We start from the raw sequence: 20,033 nt of genomic DNA, 5'->3' as shown, positions 1-20,033 counted from the left end.
TCATAGTTGATCATCCGCTTCGGACAAGTAGCCCGGTTGCAACGCCGCTTTGAGCGAATCAATTTGCGCCCATTGGGCATCGTTCGGTTTCCAGCGTGCTTGGGCCATATTCACGCGTCGACCCCGGCGGGGAGTGTTCTCCCGCGTCCACTCGTCCTCTCCTCGTTCGCCGAGTGCCACAGTCAGGGTGCCGTCGGTCCGAAGAATGCGCCACCAGGGTGTCCCCTCCGGTGAACTTCCCATCGCCTTGCCAGCCTGCCGAGCGCCGCCGACCCCCAGGAGCTCTGCTACGTCGCCATAACTGAGTACCGCTCCCGGCGGGACAAGTGCCGCGAGGCGATGGACGGCCTCGGCATAATCGAGGGGCAAGTGGCTTGATTCGGAGCTCATGTCCCTATTGTGCCAACTTAGACATCCTCGTCCACAACCGGAGCGTCAGCCCAATGCTTGACCGAATGAGCGGGTAGCGTTGATTTCATGAATGAATGGCATAAGGGCCTTGCAGTTGGCTTTGACTTGGAAACCACTGGCGTCGACACCACTACGGCGCGCATCGTCACTGCGTCGGTGGTTCTGCTTGATGCCCAAGGTCAGGTTGTGAACCAGCGGGAGTGGCTGATTGATCCCGGCGTTGAAATTCCCGAGGCTGCTGCCGCGGTGCACGGCGTGTCCACCGAAAAAGCTCGTGCGGAAGGCATTCCTGCCGCTCAGGGCGTTGCCGAGATCCTCAACCTGCTCCAGTTCGCCGCCCAGCAGTCCCCGGTGGTCGCGTTCAATGCCGCCTATGACTTCTCCGTCCTGCATGCCGAGGCCTTGCGCTACGACCTGGTGCCGTTCATCCCCGGAAACGTGATTGACCCGTTCATCATCGACAAGCAGGTCGACAAGTTCCGCAAGGGAAAGCGCACGCTGGCAGCTGCCTGCGAACACTACGGCGTCGTCCTGGAAAATGCCCACACCTCCTTCGCCGATTCGGTGGCATGCGTGGCGGTAGCGCGAGCCATCGCCGAGAAGTACCCGCAGCTACAAGTTGATCCGCAGGATTTGCACGGCTGGCAGATCGGGTGGGCTCGCGAACAAGCCGCGAGCTTCCAGGAATACCTGCGCAAGCGCGATCCCCAGGCCCTCGTCGATGGCGCTTGGCCGATAAAAGACAGCTAAACCATGCATTTCCAGTGAATGTTAGGCACTTCACATCCTAAAAACTGGCTCCCGCGAGATTCCGGGTAAGTCATTAGTTCATCTTCAGTCACAAATCTGCGAATCATCTTCGATTCGTCCCCCGATTTTGGCCGCATATGAAGAATAGTGAATGTGTTTTGCGGGCGGTTCGGGCGATATTGTTCGATAGTGATTCAATGGAGGGTACTCTCTATACCCCTTGAGAATTGAAGGAACGCGCCTAGTGATCACAGTTAGTGACCTGCGTAAGGTTTATCGTCAAGGCAGCAATGACGTTGTTGCACTGGATGGTGTCAGCCTTGAAGTCCCGACCGGGAAAATTCATGGCATCGTTGGACATTCCGGAGCTGGCAAATCAACACTTGTCCGCTGCCTGACGTTGCTTGACCAGCCTACGTCCGGCTCCGTTGCGGTTAACGGCAAGGAACTGACGAATGTCGACTCCGACGCGTTACGCAACGCTCGTCGCCGTATCGGCATGGTCTTCCAGCATGCCAATCTGTTCGATTCACGAACCACCGAACAGAATGTTGCCTACCCACTGGAATTGGTGGGCACACCGAAGAAGGAAATCGCCGAGAAAGTTGCGCAGCTTTTGGAACTCGTCGGGCTGACGAAGTTCGCCAAGGGCTACCCATCGCAGCTTTCCGGTGGTCAGCGACAGCGCGTGGGTATCGCCCGCGCGTTAGCGACAGACCCCGACGTGCTGCTCTGCGACGAGCCAACCAGTGCTTTGGACCCGGCCACCACCGATGAAATTCTTGAACTGGTTAGGAAGCTTCGCGACCGGTTGAACATCACGGTACTGATCATCACCCACGAGATGCACGTCGTCAAGCAGATTTGCGATTCGGTTTCCCTGCTCGAAGCCGGCAAGATCGTGGAGCACGGCGACCTCGAAGCGGTCATCACCAACGCTTCAGGACGTTTGGCTTCTACGCTGCTTCCACTGCCGGGAGAAGCCCCGCAGGCAGAAGGTGCAGGTCGCGTACTTGACCTGCTCTACACGGGCGCGCAAGCCACCGAGCCGGTCATCTCCGGCATCGCACGAAAGTTCAACACCGACGTCAATGTCTTGGCAGGTTCCGTAGAGCATCTGGGCGACCAGCAGTTCGCGCATCTGCGTGTGCAGTTTGCCCCAGACGTGGACATCGCTGCGATTATCGAACATTTGGAGTCCACAGGTATTGCAGTGACCGTGAAGGAGGCCAAGTAAGTTATGGATTACTTCACTGAACTCTTGAATAACCCAGGCATCACCAAGGCCATGTGGCCGGCCACCGTTGAGACCATGCAAATGGTTTTCATCTCGTCGGTAGTATCCGTCGTGGTGGGTTTGCTGATTGGCATTTTATTGCACACCACCGATAAGACTGGGCTGGCGCCCATGCGTTGGCTGAACGTGATTTTGTCGGGCATCATCGTGAATATCACCCGTTCAATCCCGTTCGCAATCTTGATGGTCGCCTTGATTCCATTCTCGGCATTGGTTGTTGGCACATCGCTAGGTCCCATCGCCGCCTCAGTCTCGCTGACTATCGGTACGGTCCCTTTCTTCGCTCGACTGGTGGAGACCGCGCTACGCGATGTCTCATCCGGAAAGATCGACGCCGCGCTGGTCATGGGCTCCACCAAGATGCAGGTTATTCGCAAGGTCATGGTTCCCGAAGCGCTACCCGGTATAGTCTCGGCGATCACCACCACCGTCGTGACGATCATTGGATACTCTGCCATGGCAGGTTTGGTTGGCGGCGGCGGCTTGGGCCGGTTGGCCTACAACTACGGTTACACGCGCTACGAACTTGAAATCATGATCATTACCATCATCATCATCGTGATAATGGTGCAAGTGGTACAGATCCTCGGCGACTGGATTGCCCGCAAGGTTGATCACCGCTAGGAAATCACTATTCCGCCGGGCCACCGGCGGACTGGGGCGGCACCCTCACCGCTCCATTCAGCTCCCCCGTTACCGGCAACGGTCCATATCAAAGGAATCACTCACATGCGTCAAAAGCTCGCTCTCGCCGTCACTGGTGTCGCCACTCTCTTTGCGGTGACCGCTTGCGGTAGCACCGGTTCCACCGAACCATCCGCAGAAGCCAGCCTGGACCCGGCAAACCCTGTTGTCGTCACTGTAGGCGCAAGCTCTGTTCCACACGCTCAGATTCTTGAGTACGTTGATGAAGAGCTTGCCAAAGATGCTGGCATCGATCTGGACATCGTTGAATACGATGACTATATCCTCCCAAACACCTCGTTGGAAGATGGCTCACTTGATGCCAACTACTTCCAAACTGAGGCTTACCTAGCCCAGCAGGTTGCGGACAAGGGCTACGAATTTGAGCACGGCAAAGGCATTCATGTCGAGCCGATGACCGTTTTCTCCAAAAAGTTCAGTGAGCCAGCTGACGTCACCGAAGGTGCATCTGTCGTCCTCAACAACGACCCAGCGAATCAGCTTCGCGGCTTGCGTCTGTTGGAAAGCACAGGCTTGCTTTCCGGACTGGAAGACAGCGACACCGTGTTGACCATTGAGGACGACGAAGCAAAGAACCCCAAGAAACTGAAGTTCACTGAGATGAATGCCGAACAGGTTCCACAGGTTTACACCAAAGACGATTCCGTCGACGTTGCGGTAATCAACGGAAACTTCATTGCCCAGGCCAAGTTGAATCTTGACGAAGAACTTGATCAGGAAAGCGGCGAAAACAATCCACATGCTAACTTCCTGACCTGGCGTGCCGGTGAAGAAACTCCTGCAATCACCAAGCTCGACGAACTGCTGCACTCCGATGAGGTTGGAGCCTACATTAGCGAAACTTGGACCGATGGAAGCGTCATCCCAGCTTTCTAAGCACAAGTAAATAATAGAGCTGCGCTGTTCCCGTTTTGAGGAACAGCGCAGCTCTACTTTATGCGGTCAAAGTCCTAGAGATTAGCCAGCTTGCGAAAGTCCCAGCAGCCGTGCCCCGTTCTCCCAGAGCACCGCTCGCATCCAGGATTTTCCGTGCCCCAACCGGGCTAGTGCCTGCAGCTGATGCGCATAGGGATAAGGGATATTCGGGTAATCCGAGCCGAGAATGACTTTGTCCTGGAGTGAAGCCAAACGGGAAATATAGCTTTGCGGCATCGGCGCGAATTCGTTGGTGAAGTCGGTACCCACCATGGTCGTATCCAGGTAAACGCCTGAAAACGCCTCGGCAAGATCGGCAAATTCGTGATACTCGGGCATCCCCATATGCGCTATGACCAGCACGAGGTCCGGATACTTCTCCAGCAGGATTCGAACGTTCTGCGGCCCGGTGTAGTTGCCGCTCAACGGTGCCGAACCGGCATGGATGACCACCGGTATCCTGCTTTGCTCGAGGACTTCCCATGCTTCGTCGAGCAGCGCATCGTGGGGCGCGAACCCGCCGACTTGGATGTGGATCTTGAATAGTTGTGCCCCGGCATCGATGGCCTGCCGAACGTAGCTGCCTACCCCGGGCTCCGGGTAAAAGGTTGCGCAATGCAGTGCCCCGTCGACGCGTTCGGCGAAGCGCGCCGCCCAATCATTGAGCCAACTGGCCATGCCCGCCTTATGCGCGTACGAAAGCGCAGGGATAGCCGCCAACCCGATCTCACGGAGCCGTTGGATTCGGGCGTCCTCAGCCATGCGATAGGTAATCGGCCAGCAACGACCATAACGTTGCTCCGCCTCATCGAAGTACGCCCAGACCTTTTCCAGCATCGGCTCGGGCAGAAAGTGCACATGGATATCGGCCACCCCGGGTATGCCCAGATAGTCCAACAAATCCGGAATCTGCTCGTCGATCAGGGGAATCATGTGCTCGGCGATCGTCTCGGTCATCTGGCGCTCCTCTGGTTTTCACTGCCGTTGTTGATGCTGATGCTGTGGGCCAAGCTATCAGGGACCGCCGGCGGCTGCCCAGTTCCCGGCCCAGAATAGCAAGAGGCCACGGTAGCCGCTGCCCGGATGGGGCGAGCGGCTACCGTGGCCTCTTGGTGCTGGTGGCTACTATGCGGTGGCCGCAGCGGCGGCCCGAGCGGCCGCTGGCAGTGCCGCGAAGATCTTCTCCATGGCTGCGTCGTCGTGTGCCGCGGAGAGGAACCAAGCCTCGAACACGCTTGGCGGCAGGTAGATGCCAGAGTCGAGCATCGAGTGGAAGAACGGCGCGTAGCGGAATGCTTCCTGCCCCTGCGCGTCGGCGTAGTTGTGCACGCCCTTGGCCGAGGTGCCGAAGGCCACCGAGAACAGCGAACCGACGCGCTGGATCGAGTGATCCACCCCGGCGGTGTCAAAGGCCTCGCGCAGCGCGCCTTCCAGCGCGGTGGACGCCTTGAGGATGTGTGCGTAGACCTCCTCGGTGGCGTGGGTCAGCTGTGCGATGCCGGCCGCCATGGCGACCGGGTTACCCGAGAGGGTTCCCGCCTGGTAGACCGGGCCCAAGGGAGCCAGATAATCCATCACCTCGGCGCGGCCGCCCAGGGCCGCGGTCGGCAAGCCGCCGCCGATGACCTTGCCGAAGGTGTACAGATCCGCGTTCCAGCCCTCTTCCTTGCCGGTCAAGCCCCAGTACCCGGAGGACGAGGCGCGGAAGCCGGTCAGTACCTCGTCGAGGATCAGCAGCGCGCCATGCTTGGCGGTGGTGTCCTTCAGGAACTTGTTGAAGCCCTCCTCCGGTACCACCACGCCCATATTGCAGGGTGCGGATTCGGTGATCACGGCCGCGATATTCGCCCCGTGCGCGGCGAACGCCGCGTCGATGGCGGCACGGTCGTTATACGGCAGGACCAAGGTCTCGGCGGCGGTGGCCGCGGTGACCCCGGCGGAACCCGGCAGCGCCAAGGTGGCGACGCCCGAGCCGGCATCCGCAAGCAAGCTGTCGAGGTGGCCGTGGTAGCAGCCGGAGAACTTGATGATCAATTCGCGGCCGGTGAAGCCGCGGGCCAGGCGCACGGCGGTCATGGTGGCCTCGGTGCCGGTGGAAACCATGCGCACCCGGTCCACGCCGCCCATGCGATCCTTGATCAGCCGGCCGAGCTTTGCCTCATCCGGGGTGGAGGCGCCGAAGGACAACCCGCGGTCGACCGCGGCGTGCACCGCCGACTGGATCTCCGGGTGGGCATGCCCCAGCAGGGCAGGACCCCAGGAACACACCAGGTCAACGTATTCCTTGCCATCGGCATCGGTGAGGTAAGCGCCCTTGGCGCCGACCATGAACGGCGGCACGCCGCCGACGGAGCCGAAGGCGCGCACCGGCGAGTTCACGCCACCGGGCATGACGTCACGGGCCTCGGTGAAAAGCTTCTCGGAATTCGACATTTATTTTTTTCCTTCGTTCAACCAGCCGGCGACTTCGGCTGCGTAGTAGGTCAAGATTTGCTGGGCGCCGGCCCGGCGAATGGAAAGCAGGGATTCGAGCACCGCGGCGCGGCGGTCGATCCAGCCGTTGGCCGACGCGGCTTCGATCATCGCGTATTCTCCGGAGATCTGATAGGCGGAGACCGGAACCGGGGACAGCTGAGCGATATCCGAGACGATGTCCAGGTAGCTCATGGCTGGCTTGACCATGACCATATCCGCGCCTTCGGCCAGGTCCAGTTCGACTTCCAGCAGCGCCTCGCGGCGGTTCGAGGCGTCCATTTGGTAGCTGCGACGATCCCCCTGCAGCTGCGAGTCGACGGCCTCGCGGAATGGGCCGTAGAAGGCGCTGGCGTATTTCGCCGCATAGGCGAGCACCGCCACGTCCTGCTGGCCGGCCTGGTCCAGGGCCTCGCGGATCACCGCGATCTGCCCGTCCATCATGCCAGAAGGGCCCAGGATGTGCGCCCCTGCCTCGGCCTGGACTACCGCCATCTCGGCATAGATTTCCAGGGTCCGATCATTGTCCACCCGGCCCTGGGCATCAAGCACGCCGCAGTGGCCATGAGAGGTGAACTCGTCCAGGCACACGTCGGACATGATGACCAGCTCGTCGCCGACCTCTTCGCGAACGGCCGCGATGCCCCGGTTCAAGATGCCGTTCGGGTCGATTCCGGCGCTGCCGTTTTCGTCCCGGTCCTCCGGGATGCCAAAGAGCATGATGCCGCCCAGGCCCCGCTCGGCGGCATCCGCCGCAGCGGCCTTGAGCGAATCCATGGTGTGCTGCACGACCCCGGGCATGGAGCTGATCGGGTTCGGCTCGCCGATGCCCTCGCGGACGAAGGCGGGCAGGATCAACTGACGCGAGGACAGCTCGAACTCCGCGACGAGTCGGCGAACTGCAGGATTCTGCCGGAGCCGGCGAGGTCGGTGCTGAGGGAAAGCCATGTCACTTCTTTCTAGAATTGATGATTCGCATTGTGCAAAAGTTCTTGGGCCGCGCGAGCTAAACCGGCGGGCGTCGGTTCCGCGGCGATGGCGTCAACGCGCAACCCGGCCGCGCGCAAGGCCGCGGCCGTAGGCTGGCCGATGGCAACGGTTTTCACCCGCTCGGGCAACCGGTCACCGGCTAGCTGCACGAAGCGGCGCACGATGCTTGGTGCGCTGAACACCAGCAGATCCAGCCGATCCAGCTGCCGGGTTATCTCTTCCGGGGCGAGCACGCGAATTCCCGGTGGCGCCGGCACCGCCGTAAGCGGTGCTCCCCCGCTGCCGGCGGCAACCGTGAGGTAAGCCAGGACCTCGTGGACTTCATGGGCGCCGAGCCCGGCGCCAAGCGTCGAGCTGGCCAGGTCCCCATGCGGATAGAAGATCTTCTGCCCCGGTTCCAGCTGCCACTGGGCCACCATTCCGGCCGCGGACTGCTCCGTCGGCACAAAATCCGCATCGACGCCCAACTGCGCGCGGGCGGCCTTGGCGGTCTTCGTGCCCACCGCCGCCACGCGCAGCCGCGGCGGAAGCGGGCGTCCGGCCAGCAAGGTGGCGATCACCTCCACGGTATTCACCGAGGTGAGCACCAGCCACTGGTAGGAGCCCGCCGCCAGTGCCGCGACGCCGCGGGACAGCTCGCTGCGATCCGCGGGCCAGACGGTGTCGATCAGCCGGGCACAGCAAGATTCGATGCCCAGCTGCTCAAATTCCCGCACGGTAGCCGCGGCTCGCGCCGCGTCGCGCAGGATCAACGCCTGATAGCTCATGGTCGCAATTAAGCCAAGCCTGCGACTACCGCCGCGCCGTCGGCGATCATCGATTCGGCCAGACCGCGTCCAAGCTCGCGTGCCTCCGCTACGGTGGCCGCGTCTGCTCGGGCACTGCGGCGCATGGTTTCGGAGCCGTCCGGGTTGCAGGCGACCGCCTCCAAGACGAGCGTGCCGCCCTGAACCCGGGCCAGGGCGCCGATCGGCGCCGCGCAGCCGGCTTCCAAAGCCGCCAGCAGCGCACGTTCGGCCTCGACCTGCAGGCGCGTTGGCAGGTGATCCAGTTCGGCCAGCGCCCGATCCAGGGCCGGGTGATCCGAGCCGGCGGCGCGCACCTCCAAGGCCAGCGCCCCCTGCCCGGGGGCCGGCAGCATGATGGCCGGATCCAGGTACTCGGTGATGTGCGCTTCCAGGCCGAGCCGGCGCATGCCGGCGGCGGCGAGGATGACGGCGTCCAGGTCACCCTGCACGCTGCGCCCCACGCTTCCGTCGTCATGGGTGGCGCCGGTGCCTTTCACCCGGCCGAGCCGGGTGGGCACGTTGCCGCGGATGTCGACGATCTGCAGATCCTGGCGGAAGGCCAGCAGCTGCGCGGCGCGGCGCGGCGAACCGGTGCCGATCTTCGCCCCTTCGGGCAGTTCGGCGAGCGTCAGCCCGTCGCGGGCGCACAGGGCGTCGCGCATGTCTTCACGTTCCGGGATGGCGGCCAGCACCAGGCCCTCGGGCTGCGTGGTGGGCAGATCCTTCAGCGAATGCACCGCCAGATCGCAGCCCGAATCCAGCAACCGCTGGCGCAAGGCGGCGGCGAAGACCCCGGTACCGCCAAGCTGCGAGAGCGGCCCGGTGATCACATCTCCCTCGGTCTTGACCAGAATCGTCTCCACCTGAAGCCCGGAGGCTTCGGCCAAGCGCGTGGCGGCCCACCCGGTCTGCGTGGTCGCCAGCGCGCTGCCGCGCGTACCTACACGAAAGCTCTCGCTCATGCCTGGGGCACCCCCACTTCGGAATCGACCGCAGCGATGGTCGGACGCAAGGAGCCGTCCAACGCGCGCTTTTCACAACAATTCGGGCGGCACACGTCAAACCATGGTCCACCGGCAACGGCGCTCATCCGGCCTGCGCGCAGCGCTTGGCCGTTGGCATCTGCCAGGCGCTCTTCGAGCAGATCGACCAGGCCCGAGACGAAAGCCCGGTGCGTTCCCGGAGTTGCGACCCGGCTAAAGGCCAACCCCAGTTCGGCGCAGCTGTCCTTGGCCTCGGTGTCCAGATCCCACAAGACCTCCATGTGGTCGGAGATGAACCCGATGGGCACCACCACGACCCCGGCCACCCCGGCGGCGGCGTCCTCGGCCAGCGCGTCGTTGATATCCGGTTCCAGCCACGGAACGTGCGGGGCCCCGGAACGCGACTGGTAGACCAGGCTGTGTTCCAGGCCCTGGGCCTCGGGAACGTTGGCCAGAATATGCTCGGCGACCGCACGGTGCTGGGCGGTATAGAGATTCTCGCTCGCCTGTGCGCGCAGCTGAGCAGGTCCCGCGGCGTCCGCGTCGGCCCGCGGAATCGAGTGCGTCACGAAGACGATCTTGATCTTGCCTTCGGCATTGTCCTTCGCCGCAAGTTGTTCGCGCACCTCGGCCAGCGAGGCCCCCAGCCCCTCGATGAAGGGCTGCACGAAGGCCGGAGTGTCGAAGAACTGGCGCAGCTTGTCAACTTCCAGCACACCCTCCAGCCCGGTATCGCGCAGTCCCATGCCGAGGTCTTCGCGGTACTGGCGGCAGGCCGAGTAGCCGGTGTACGCCCCGGTGCCCAGCAGCAGCACCTTGCGGTGCCCGTCCTCGGCGATCTGCTTCAGCGTGTCGTTGACGAACGGGTGCCAGTTGCGGTTGCCCCAGTACACCGGCACCCCGATGGAACGCGCGGTCAGTTCGGCCTGCAGGGCGGCAAGCAGCGCGCGGTTCTGCGCGTTGATCGGCGAGACGCCGCCGTTCTTGCGGTAGTGCACCGCCACCTCTTCGAGGCGTTCGTCGGGGATCCCCCGGCCTGCGGTGACATTGCGCAGGAACGGGATCACGTCCTCCTGGCCTTCGGGACCGCCGAAGGAGGAGAGCAGAATCGCGTCGTAGGCTTTCGGCGCCATCTTGCCGTTGGCGTCATAGCCGGTGCGTGGATCGAAATCCTGGGTCACTTCAAAACCTCGATGACCTCGGCGGCCGAGATGCGCCGTCCGGTGTAGAACGGCGTCTCTTCGCGCACGTGGTGGCGGGCTTCGGTGTAGCGCAGGTGGCGCATCATGTCGACCAGGTCGATCATGTCGTCGGCTTCGAGGCAGATCTGCCATTCGAAGTCGCTGAAGGCGAAGGCGGCAACGGTATTTGCCAGCACGTTCGGGAATTCGCGGCCGAGCATGCCGTGATCGCGCAGCATCTTGCCGCGGTCCGCCGGGTCCATGGTGTACCAGTCGGTGGTGCGCACGAAGGGGTAGACGGTCATCCATTCCTTGGCATCCAGGCCGCGGGCGAAGGCCGGCGAGTGGTCCTTGGCGAATTCGGCTTCGCGGTGCACGGCCATCGTGGAGTACACGATCTCGGTGCCGGCGAGCAGCGAGCTGCGGCGCAGCTGGCGCATCGAGGCCTGCAGCAGCTCGGCGGCCGGTCCGTGCATCCAGAGCATCACGTCGGCCTCTTCGCGCATCATCGACACGTCGTAGATACCGCGCACGGCCACACCGGATGCGGCAAGTTCGGCGACCAGCGAGTCGAAGGCCGCAACATCCGCCGCGCCTAGTTCCACGTTGGCGGAGCGCTTGAACACGGTCCACAAGGTGTAGAACATGGTCGGGTTTTCACCAGCGGCGTCGCGGTCTCGCATGACCGGTGAATTGTGCTGTACTTCGTAGCTCACTTAGTGCTCTCCTTGATCAACTGATCTATCTCATGCTTTAAAACTAGTTAGCGGGCGCTGATGGCAACTGTCCGCCGGGTGTGTCCGATGACTCGGGCCAACCCGGTGCCGGCAAGCCACGCGCCCACGAGGTCCAAACCATCAAACTTCTCCACCGCCGAGTTCACCTGCGCCCGGCGTGCGCTGGCGGCCTCGCCCTGCAGCGGCACCATGTCGTTGAAGCGCGACACGGCGCTTCCCACGACATCGTCCTGATGCAATTCAACACCGAGAATCTTTGAAGCATCTTTGACTGCCTGCGCAAGCAGCGCCTGCTCGTCTCCGGATTCGACCAGCGGCTCATGCTGCCCGATCCGGCCGAAGGACAGCCGCAGCACGTGGGTGCCCGGACCGGATTGCTCTGCCAGCCACGGCCATTTCGCGCTGGCATGGGTCATGGCCTTGGCCGCCAAGGGCGCTTCCTTGGCCACGAGCGCCCCGGAACCGCGCGGCGCATCGTCGAGTTCTGGCTTATCGACCACGAGCACCACCAGGGCGATGGAATTGGCCTCGGCCTCGGCGCTGATGCGCTGCTGCTCTTCAAGCAGCGGGTTGAGCAGCTTGAGCGCGGATTGGGCCTCGGTGGCAATGACTACCCGGTCCGCGCCGAGCTCCTGGCCCAGGGTCTGCACGGTGTACGGCTGCGCGGCCCCGTCGTGATGGCGGATCTCGGTTACCGGCGAATTGCGCACCAGCGCCACCGAGGATTCCTGCAGCTGCTCGGTCAGCGTCGTCACCAGCGTGTACATGCCGCCGTCCAGGCCGGCGACTCGCGAACCTGCCGGGGCATCGCCCTGCAGCTGGGCCACGGCCTTGGCCAGGGATCCGGTTCGCTGCATTGCTTCGCGCAGCCCCGGGGCTGCGGCGTCGATGTCGATCCGTGCCGGGTCGGTGGAGTACACCCCGTTGACTACCGGGGCGACCAAAGCGTCAAGCACGCTCTGCCCCATGCGGTGGCGCACCACCTCGGCGAGCGAAAGCTTTTCCGTGGCCCACTTCTTGGGCATCGGCGTGACCAGATCGGCCGCGGCACGCACGGTGGCGGCCCGGCCGATGATTCGGCGCACCTCATCGCTGCGGATATTCGAGGGGATCCCCAGCAAGGAGCTCGGCGGCAGCGGATTAGCCTCGACGTTTTCGGCGTCCCCCTGGATCAGCCAGGCGCCGACCCCGGAGGTCTGGGCGATTTTTTCGCTCAGATCCAGCTCATCGAGGTATGCGCTGACGGTGCCGCCGCGCAACGCGAAAGACTCGGCTCCGGCGTCGAGGGCCAGGCCGGCGACCTCAACCCGGCGCAGGCAGCCACCGAAATTGTCCGAGGCTTCAAGGACCGTAACCCGGTATCCGGTCTGGCTCATTTCACGCGCGGCCACCAATCCGGCGATACCGCCGCCGACAACTATCGCGTGCGGTGCGGCAGCGTGCGGTGCGCTGTCTTTCGAGGCCCGGGTTTCCGCGGCCGCGCGGACCTTTTCCAGCAGGCGCAGGGCATGTGCTGCCGTGTCTCCGGCGAGATCACGGCGGATTTTTACCGCCGGACGTGCACCTTGTTTGTCTGCCGCCGGGGCGTTGCGCTGATTCTTGGTCATGGGCGCTGCACCTTCCACCTTCAACTCGATGTTCCCCGCCGAACGGGACGTGCCGGGATTGCCGGCGCGTCCCGGAAGCGGAGATCTGTCTTTGAAACCTAGCCTAGCCCTGTGTGCCTAGAGCGAGTGGATTAGTTCAACCACTCGGGTGAGCACCGTCGGATCCGTGGTTGGCGGCACGCCGTGCCCCAGGTTGAGCACATGCCCGCGGGCCTTGGCGCCGCTGGCTACGACCTGGCGGACGTGGGCTTCGAGCACTTCCCAGGGGGCCGTGAGCAGGGCCGGGTCAATATTTCCCTGCACCGACACGCTCTGGCCCAGCCGCTCGATCGCGGTTTCCAGCGGGATGCGGTAATCCACGCCCACGGTGTCCACGCCGGAGTCGCGCATGGCGGTCAGCAATTCGCCGGTGCCGGTGCCAAAGTGGATTAGCGGCACGCCGGTATCGCGGACGAAGTCCAGCGCACGCGAAGAATACGGGGCGACGAACCGCTGATAATCCGGAAGGGACAGCGAACCGGCCCAGGAGTCGAACAGCTGCGCGGCGGAGGCGCCGGCCTCCACCTGGGCGCGCAGGAACTTGCCCGAAGCGTCGGCGGCCCAGCTCATCAGCTTGTCCCAGACCTCGGGTTCCGAATGCATCATGGTGCGTGGGCCGAGGTGGTCGCGGCTCGGCTTGCCCTCAACCATGTAGGCGGCCACGGTGAACGGTGCCCCGGCGAAACCGATCAACGGGGTGCTGCCCAGCTCGGCGACGGTCAGCGCCACCGCTTCGCGGATCGGGTCCAGGGATTCATCGGTGAGCTCGGGCAGATTGGCCACGTCTTCTGCGGTGCGGATCGGCTTGTCCAGGACCGGGCCGACACCGGGGACGATGTCCACGCCGATGCCCGCCAGCCGCAAGGGAATCACAATATCGGAGAAGAAGATGCCGGCGTCGACCTTGTGCCGGCGCACCGGCTGCAAGGTGATTTCGCTGGCCATCGCAGGGTCCAGGCACGAGTCAAGCATGCTCACGCCTTCGCGGAGCTTGAGGTATTCGGGCAGCGAGCGCCCTGCCTGGCGCATGAACCACACCGGGTGGTGGCTCGGTGTGCGACCGGTCAGGGCCTGGATCAATGCGGAATCGGAGGTACGTCCATCAACGAAGGGATGGTTCTGCGACAGAGTCATGATTCAATGATGCCAACTCTTGCAGGTAAAAGCCCATTTGTGCCGTTCACCCTCAGGGGAAGGTGAGCAACATTACGGGCCAAAACCCCCATCAGTTAGGTTCGCCTGCGTTGTTTAGCTGCCCTAATTCGGCCTATTCTTGGAACATTGTGGTTTTCTTATCTCTTGTCGCATCGCATTCACAGCTCGACCTGGAGACCGTGGCGCAACTGAGCGCTTCGGCCAGCGGGCTAGCCGCCGCTTCCATCAATGGTTCGGCGGCTATCAACGGTGCCGTGGTGCTGGCCACCTGCAACCGGTTCGAAGTCTATGCGGATGTGGAAAACGTCGAAGATGCCACCGAGCATCTGGTCAATGAACTTTCCGCGCACACCGAGCTGTCCGCGGACTTCCTCGCCCGCCGGCTGACCACCCTGGAAGGGGAACCGGTAATCGACCACCTCTTCTCCGTGGGCGCCGGCCTGGACAGCGCTGTGGTGGGCGAACGTGAAATTGCCGGTCAGGTCCGTCGCGCATTGACCCAGGCCCAGCAGGAGAAAACAGCCACGAGCAGCCTCACCCGGCTCTTCCAAAACGCCACGCGCGCCGCGAAGGATGTCGGAAGCAGCACCGATTTGGGCTCCCAAGGAAAATCCGTCGTTTCGGTGGCCTTGGATCTCGCCGAAGAGCTGATGGATGGCAGCCGCAGCTGGCAAGACCAGGACATCGTGCTTTTCGGGACCGGATCCTATGCGGGCGCCACCATGGCGCTGCTGAAGGAACGCGGCGTCAAGCGCATCAGCGTGTACTCCCACTCGGGCCGGGCCACGGATTTCACCGATAAGCGCGGCGGCTTCCCGCTGAGCGAGCAGCACCTGACCCAAGCCCTGCGCGAAGCCGACGTCATCGTCGGCTGTTCCGGCGGTGGAAACCGTTTGGAAAGCCATACCTTGGAGGAACTGCGCGTTGAGGGCCAGCCGCTGATAGCCATCGATATGGCGTTGACCCACGATTTTGATCCAACCATTGCGCAACTGGCCGACGTTGAGCTCATCACCCTCGAATCGGTTCGGATGGCAGCGCCCAACGACCAGGCTCTGGCCGTGCACGACGCCACCAGGATCGTCACCAAGGCCGCCCGCGAATTCTCCGCCGCGCAGCGCGAGCGCGAAGCGGACCACGCCATTGTGGCGCTGCGCGCCCACACCAAGACCGTATTGGACGCCGAAGTAGCGAAGGTCCGCGCGCAGCACGGATGCACCGCCGCGGCCGAAGAAGTGGAACTAGCCATGCGCCGGATGATGCGCCAGCTGCTCCACGTGCCAACCATGCGGGCCCGCGAGTTGGCGGCCGAAGGCCGTACCGACGAATATGTGGCAGCCCTCGAAACCCTCTACGGGCTGGATCTCTCCGGTTCCGCGGCCACCGCGCCGGCCAAGCCGGTGCGTGTCGACGCAGAATCTGCAGATAACGCCGCCTGCCCGGTACTTCCCTTGGAGCAAAGCGCTTAAGCACTTCAGACACCCCGCCGTCGCTGGCGATATTTTCGGCGCGACATGGAATACTACTTGCAAGTAGGTGGTGGTTTTACGGGCGGAGCATTCGCCGGCAACCACCACACGCAGCAGGTTGAAAGGTCTACATCATGGCGGAACTCGGGGAAATCAAGAATCCACGCACCCAGCGGATGCCTCGCGAAGCGCGCCGCCGCCAGCTGCTGCAGGCAGCCCACCAGGTATTCGTAGCCCACGGCTACCACGGGGCTTCGATGGACGAGATCGCCGAGGTTGCACTCGTCTCCAAACCGGTGCTCTACCAGCATTTCCCCGGCAAGCGAGAACTTTATCTGGCCTTGCTCGATTCGCATCTGGCCGATTTCACCAAGCTGCTGGATGACGCAATCTCCTCGACAAACGAAAACCGCCAACGCGTCTTCGAAACGATCAACACCTATTACCAGTACATCAAACGTGAGTCGCAGGCCTATCGGCTGATCTTCGAGTCGGATGTGCTCTCCGATCCGCTGGTCGCCGCACGCATTGAAGAATTCAACAATGCGCTGGCAACTTCGATTTCGAAGGTTGTTGTCAAAGATACCGACCTCGACGAGGACGAAGGGTTGCTTGTGGGGCGCGCCTTGGCCGGCCTGTCCCAGGTTTCGGCACGATATTGGGCCACCAGCGGCGAGCCGGTGGACCAGGAAACCGCAGTCGACCTGATCTCGCGTTTAGCTTGGCGCGGAATTTCACGGTTCCCGAAGGAAAACTAGCTAGATTTGTTTCAGAGGCCCCTGACGGGACTCGTAATTCTTTCGAGAGGATCATTGACAATCATGGAAATCCGGATTGGCATTCAGAATGTAGCCCGCGAAGTCGTGCTCGAGTCCGAGCTGAGCAACGCCGAAGTGAACGAGCTGTTATCCAAGGCGATCTCCGAGGGTACGATGCTATCGCTGAAGGATCCCAAGGGCCGCGAAGTGCTGGTCCCAGCGGCCGGTATCGCCTATGTTGAGGTTGGTCCCGAAGAGGCCCGCCGCGTGGGCTTCGCCCAGTAAGGCAAACTTTCCTGCGCTAGCGTGGCCGCCCCCGGCATTTGGGGGCGGCCACGCTGCGTTAATCGTGGTTTGAATCACTCTTCTGTGATAATCCTAGGTGTGTGACCAATCCACGAATCCACAGCCCCCGCAAACATGCCGCAGCGAATCTGGACGAGCTGCTGCTCGCCTTGGAAAGCGAATTGGGGGTCCCCGCGCCCTTCGACGAGCAAACCCTCAAAGCTGCCCAGGAGGCAGTCGATAACTTGCGGGCACCGGAACACGACGACACCGCGCTGCCGTTTTTCACGATCGACCCCGAGGGTGCCACGGATCTCGACCAGGCCATGTACCTGGAACGAAAAGACGACGGCTACCTGGTGCACTATGCGATCGCCGACGTTCCCACATTCGTCGCCTTGAACTCAAAACTCGATGAGGTCACCAGGGAACGCGGACAGACCTACTATCTGCCGCAACGCAAGATCAACCTTCACCCGCCGCTGATTTCAGAAGATGCCGGTTCCTTGCTGCCCGGCGCGGTCCGCCCGGTATTCCTGTGGCTTATCACGCTGGATTCCGCGGGGGCCATCACCGACGTGCAGCTGCGCCGCACCACGATCAAATCCCGGGAAATGCTGGACTACGCCTCCGCGCAAGCGAAGCTGGACTCCGGCCACGGCGGGGAGCAGCTGGAGCTGCTGGCACAAATCGGCGCGGTGCGCATCGAGCAGGAACGCCTGCGCGGCGGTGCCTCGCTGAACCTTCCGGATCAAGAGGTCGAGCCCGACAATGGCGGCTACAAACTGGTCAGCCGCCAGCCCTTGCCGCTGGAAGACTATAACGCGCAGATTTCCCTGCTCACCGGCATGGCCGCCGCCCGGATCATGCTCGATCACGGCACCGGAATTCTGCGCACCATGCCGGCCCCGGATGAGAAGGACCTGGCAGAATTCAAGGAGCAGACCAAGCTGCTGGGACACCCCTGGGATGGACAGCTTAACTACGGCCAGTATCTACGCACCCTAGACGTGAATGATCCGCGGCAGCTGGTCATCATGCATCGGGCCGCCTCGCTGTTCCGCGGCGCAGACTATGACGTGATCAACGGGCAAAACGAAGACGAGATGGAGCAGGCGGCGCTGGCCGCCCCCTATGCGCACACCACCGCACCGTTGCGCCGCCTGGTGGACCGCTTCGTGCTGCTGTGCTGCTTCCTGCAAGCCCATGCCAAGCCCATCCCGGACGAGTTGCGCGAAGCGCTGGAGCAGTTGCCGGGGCTGATGCGGGAAAGTTCAATTTCGGCGAATCAGATCTCCCGGGCGGCCATCAACCTGATCGAGGCCTACGTCCTGCAGCACCGGGTCGGCGAGAGGTTTGAGGCCATCGTGTTGCGCGAGGCCACCGGAGCGCACAATGGCGATCCCGCCTCGACCGAGGCCAAGGACCGCCCCGGAAACCTGCAATTGGTCACCGAACCGATCACCGGGCAGTTCACCGGAAGCGCGGCACCAGGCACGCTGGTCACCGTCACGCTGCGTTCGGCGGACCCCGCCACACGCAAGATCATGTTCGACATCGTTGGCTAGCGCCCCCGGCCGACGGGAATCCGGCGCGGAGAGGCTATGCTTGGGCTATCACTATTTAGGATGCCCGGTCGCACCGTGCTGAACGAAGAGAACAGTTTCGTGGTGACTTCCCAGCGGTCACCATTGCGACATCCGCCCGTGCGGCGGTTGACGTGTATGACGCGATCGGCTCCGCTGGACCCGCACCGGCAGGTGCCGGCCCCCTGGAAGCTCAGGGCTGGCAGCACCAGTACCGGTGCCACAAATGAAACGAGAACACACACATCGTGACCGACACGACGCTATCGACCGAACAGGTCGAACTCCCCGAGCCAATTGATACCGCCGACGTAGAGGTTCCCAAGCAGACCTTCGCCGAGCTCAAGGTCCGCGAAGACATCGTCGCTTCGCTGCTCGAAGCAGGTATTGAGTACCCATTCCCCATCCAGTCGCTCACCCTTCCGGTGGCGCTCGGTGGCAACGACATCATCGGACAGGCGAAGACCGGTACCGGCAAGACCCTGGGCTTCGGCATCCCCGCGCTGCAGCGCGTCATCCGCGAGGGCGACAAGGGCTATGAGAAGCTCGAATTCCCCGGCGCCCCGCAGGCGCTGATCGTGGCTCCGACCCGCGAGCTGGCCATTCAGGTCGGCGCCGACCTGGCGCAGGCTTCGAAGCACTCGAATATCTCGATCACCACCATCTACGGCGGCCGCCCGTACGAGGAGCAGATCAACGCGCTCAAGGCCGGCACCGACGTGATCGTCGGCACCCCGGGACGCCTGATCGACCTGAACCGCCAGCGCGTGCTGAACCTGAAGCAGATCAAGACCGTGGTCCTCGATGAGGCCGACGAAATGCTGGATCTGGGCTTCCTGCCCGACGTGGAGCGCATCCTGGCCGCCCTGCCGCCGCTGCGCCAGGCGATGCTGTTCTCGGCTACCATGCCGGGCGCCGTGATCACCATGGCCCGCCGCTACATGTCCCGCCCGACCCACATTCGCGCCACCGACCCGGGCGACGACGATTCGCTGACCAAGCGCAACATCCGCCAGCTGGTCTACCGCGCGCACAACCTGGACAAGGACGAGATGGTGGCCCGCCTGCTGCAGGCCGAGGGCCGCGGCAAGACCATCATCTTCACCCAGACCAAGCGTTCGGCAGCCAAGCTCACCGACGAACTGATCGACCGTGGATTCAACGCCGGCGCCCTGCACGGGGACCTCGGCCAGGGGGCCCGCGAGCAGTCGCTGAAGGCCTTCCGCGCCGGGAAGGTCGAGATCCTGGTCGCCACCGACGTCGCGGCCCGCGGCATCGACGTGGACGACGTCACCCACGTGGTGAACCTGCAGTGCCCGGATGACGAGAAGACCTACCTGCACCGCGTGGGCCGCACCGGCCGCGCCGGCAACACCGGCATCGCGGTGACCTTCGTGGACTGGGATTCGGTGCCTCGCTGGTCGCTGATCAACAAGGCGCTGGGCCTGAATGTGCCCGAGCCGGTCGAAACCTACTCCTCCTCCCCGCACTTCTTCGCCGACCTGGACATCCCCAAGGGCACCAAGGGCCGCTTGCAGCGTGCAAAGAAGACCGCGCCGGCCGAGGGCGACGGTTCCCCGCGCCGCGACCAAGCCGAGCGCACCGAGCGCACCCCGCGCAGGCGCAGCACCGGTGGCCGCAGCCGTACCCGCACCGTCGAAGGCGAACAGTCCGGCGACCAGGGCGCCAGCCGCCACGGGCATTCCAAGGGCAAGCAGGACCGCCCGGCGCGCGAGGGCGAACGCCACCGCCAAACCCACCAGCACGAGGAACAGCCAGCTGCCGGCACCGACTCCGAGCAGGAATCGCGTGCGCGCCGCCGGCCCCGCCGCCGCACCCGCAGCACCGAAGGTGGAACGCAGGACTAATTAGTTCTCCGTTTCCATTCTTCTTCCGAAAGGATTC

Annotated in this window: 19 protein-coding genes; 9 read left to right on the top strand and 10 right to left on the bottom strand. The window is 63.3% G+C overall.

The features are described from left to right. On the bottom strand, positions 1-390 hold the full coding sequence (locus CQ019_RS02430; RefSeq protein WP_105553002.1) for an MGMT family protein: 390 nt from the start codon (positions 388-390) through the stop codon (positions 1-3). Between the two features lie 87 nt (positions 391-477). Between CQ019_RS02430 and CQ019_RS02425 the strand changes: the two genes are divergently transcribed. The 4 genes from CQ019_RS02425 (at position 478) to CQ019_RS02410 (ending at position 4,039) form a co-directional block, all read left to right on the top strand. Continuing rightward, a complete protein-coding gene (locus tag CQ019_RS02425; RefSeq protein ID WP_096284601.1) occupies positions 478-1,161 on the top strand; it encodes a 3'-5' exonuclease in 684 nt (227 codons plus the stop codon). A 244-nt stretch (positions 1,162-1,405) separates the two neighbouring features. Continuing rightward, positions 1,406-2,398: a methionine ABC transporter ATP-binding protein gene (locus CQ019_RS02420; protein WP_105553003.1), complete on the top strand. Its 993-nt coding sequence runs from the start codon at positions 1,406-1,408 to the stop codon at positions 2,396-2,398. Positions 2,399-2,401: 3 nt separating this feature from the next. After that, a complete protein-coding gene (locus CQ019_RS02415) occupies positions 2,402-3,082 on the top strand; it encodes a methionine ABC transporter permease (RefSeq protein WP_105553004.1) in 681 nt (226 codons plus the stop codon). Between the two features lie 105 nt (positions 3,083-3,187). After that, on the top strand, positions 3,188-4,039 hold the full coding sequence (locus CQ019_RS02410) for a MetQ/NlpA family ABC transporter substrate-binding protein (protein ID WP_105553005.1): 852 nt from the start codon (positions 3,188-3,190) through the stop codon (positions 4,037-4,039). An 81-nt stretch (positions 4,040-4,120) separates the two neighbouring features. Here the strand turns inward: CQ019_RS02410 and CQ019_RS02405 are convergent, their stop codons facing one another. The 9 genes from CQ019_RS02405 to hemE all read right to left on the bottom strand — a co-directional run bounded on the left by CQ019_RS02405 (position 4,121) and on the right by hemE (position 14,009). Beyond that, complete coding sequence (locus CQ019_RS02405; RefSeq protein ID WP_258133825.1) at positions 4,121-5,035, bottom strand: amidohydrolase family protein; 915 nt, start codon at positions 5,033-5,035, stop codon at positions 4,121-4,123. Positions 5,036-5,203: 168 nt separating this feature from the next. Further along, the gene (hemL, locus tag CQ019_RS02400; protein ID WP_096284592.1) at positions 5,204-6,511 is read right to left on the bottom strand and encodes a glutamate-1-semialdehyde 2,1-aminomutase; all 1,308 of its coding nucleotides are present in this window, start codon (positions 6,509-6,511) and stop codon (positions 5,204-5,206) included. Next, positions 6,512-7,498, bottom strand: coding sequence for a porphobilinogen synthase (hemB, locus tag CQ019_RS02395; RefSeq protein WP_105553006.1), 987 nt, complete (start codon positions 7,496-7,498; stop codon positions 6,512-6,514). It abuts the gene before it with no gap. Between the two features lie 11 nt (positions 7,499-7,509). Continuing rightward, positions 7,510-8,307, bottom strand: a complete 798-nt coding sequence (locus CQ019_RS02390; RefSeq protein WP_105568845.1) for a uroporphyrinogen-III synthase — start codon at positions 8,305-8,307, stop codon at positions 7,510-7,512. 8 nt (positions 8,308-8,315) lie between these two features. Then, positions 8,316-9,290 carry a hydroxymethylbilane synthase gene (gene hemC, locus CQ019_RS02385; RefSeq protein ID WP_105553008.1) on the bottom strand — a complete coding sequence of 325 codons (975 nt, stop codon included), beginning with the start codon at positions 9,288-9,290 and terminating at the stop codon, positions 8,316-8,318. After that, complete coding sequence (locus CQ019_RS02380; protein ID WP_258133519.1) at positions 9,287-10,492, bottom strand: ferrochelatase; 1,206 nt, start codon at positions 10,490-10,492, stop codon at positions 9,287-9,289. Before CQ019_RS02380 ends, hemC begins: the two co-directional genes overlap by 4 nt. Then, complete coding sequence (gene hemQ / locus CQ019_RS02375) at positions 10,489-11,175, bottom strand: hydrogen peroxide-dependent heme synthase (RefSeq protein WP_096284654.1); 687 nt, start codon at positions 11,173-11,175, stop codon at positions 10,489-10,491. The genes CQ019_RS02380 and hemQ overlap by 4 nt, the downstream gene beginning before the upstream one ends. Before the next feature lie 80 nt (positions 11,176-11,255). After that, positions 11,256-12,836, bottom strand: coding sequence for a protoporphyrinogen oxidase (hemG, locus tag CQ019_RS02370; RefSeq protein WP_105568844.1), 1,581 nt, complete (start codon positions 12,834-12,836; stop codon positions 11,256-11,258). Positions 12,837-12,953: 117 nt separating this feature from the next. Then, positions 12,954-14,009, bottom strand: coding sequence for a uroporphyrinogen decarboxylase (gene hemE, locus CQ019_RS02365; protein WP_105568843.1), 1,056 nt, complete (start codon positions 14,007-14,009; stop codon positions 12,954-12,956). 149 nt (positions 14,010-14,158) lie between these two features. Here hemE and CQ019_RS02360 point away from each other — a divergent pair, with 149 nt between their 5' ends. The 5 genes from CQ019_RS02360 (at position 14,159) to CQ019_RS02340 (ending at position 19,996) form a co-directional block, all read left to right on the top strand. Then, complete coding sequence (locus tag CQ019_RS02360) at positions 14,159-15,499, top strand: glutamyl-tRNA reductase (protein ID WP_105553010.1); 1,341 nt, start codon at positions 14,159-14,161, stop codon at positions 15,497-15,499. Between the two features lie 134 nt (positions 15,500-15,633). After that, on the top strand, positions 15,634-16,257 hold the full coding sequence (locus CQ019_RS02355; RefSeq protein ID WP_096284578.1) for a TetR/AcrR family transcriptional regulator: 624 nt from the start codon (positions 15,634-15,636) through the stop codon (positions 16,255-16,257). Between the two features lie 63 nt (positions 16,258-16,320). After that, on the top strand, positions 16,321-16,542 hold the full coding sequence (locus CQ019_RS02350; protein WP_096284576.1) for a DUF3107 domain-containing protein: 222 nt from the start codon (positions 16,321-16,323) through the stop codon (positions 16,540-16,542). Between the two features lie 101 nt (positions 16,543-16,643). Next, the gene (locus CQ019_RS02345) at positions 16,644-18,110 is read left to right on the top strand and encodes an RNB domain-containing ribonuclease (RefSeq protein WP_105568842.1); all 1,467 of its coding nucleotides are present in this window, start codon (positions 16,644-16,646) and stop codon (positions 18,108-18,110) included. 266 nt (positions 18,111-18,376) lie between these two features. Then, a complete protein-coding gene (locus CQ019_RS02340; protein WP_105553012.1) occupies positions 18,377-19,996 on the top strand; it encodes a DEAD/DEAH box helicase in 1,620 nt (539 codons plus the stop codon). Positions 19,997-20,033: the final 37 nt, after the last annotated feature.

Source organism: Arthrobacter sp. MYb229, assembly GCF_002975405.1.
In the GTDB taxonomy this organism is placed as follows: Bacteria; Actinomycetota; Actinomycetes; order Actinomycetales; family Micrococcaceae; genus Glutamicibacter.
This window is presented reverse-complemented; position numbering and strand designations above follow the sequence as displayed.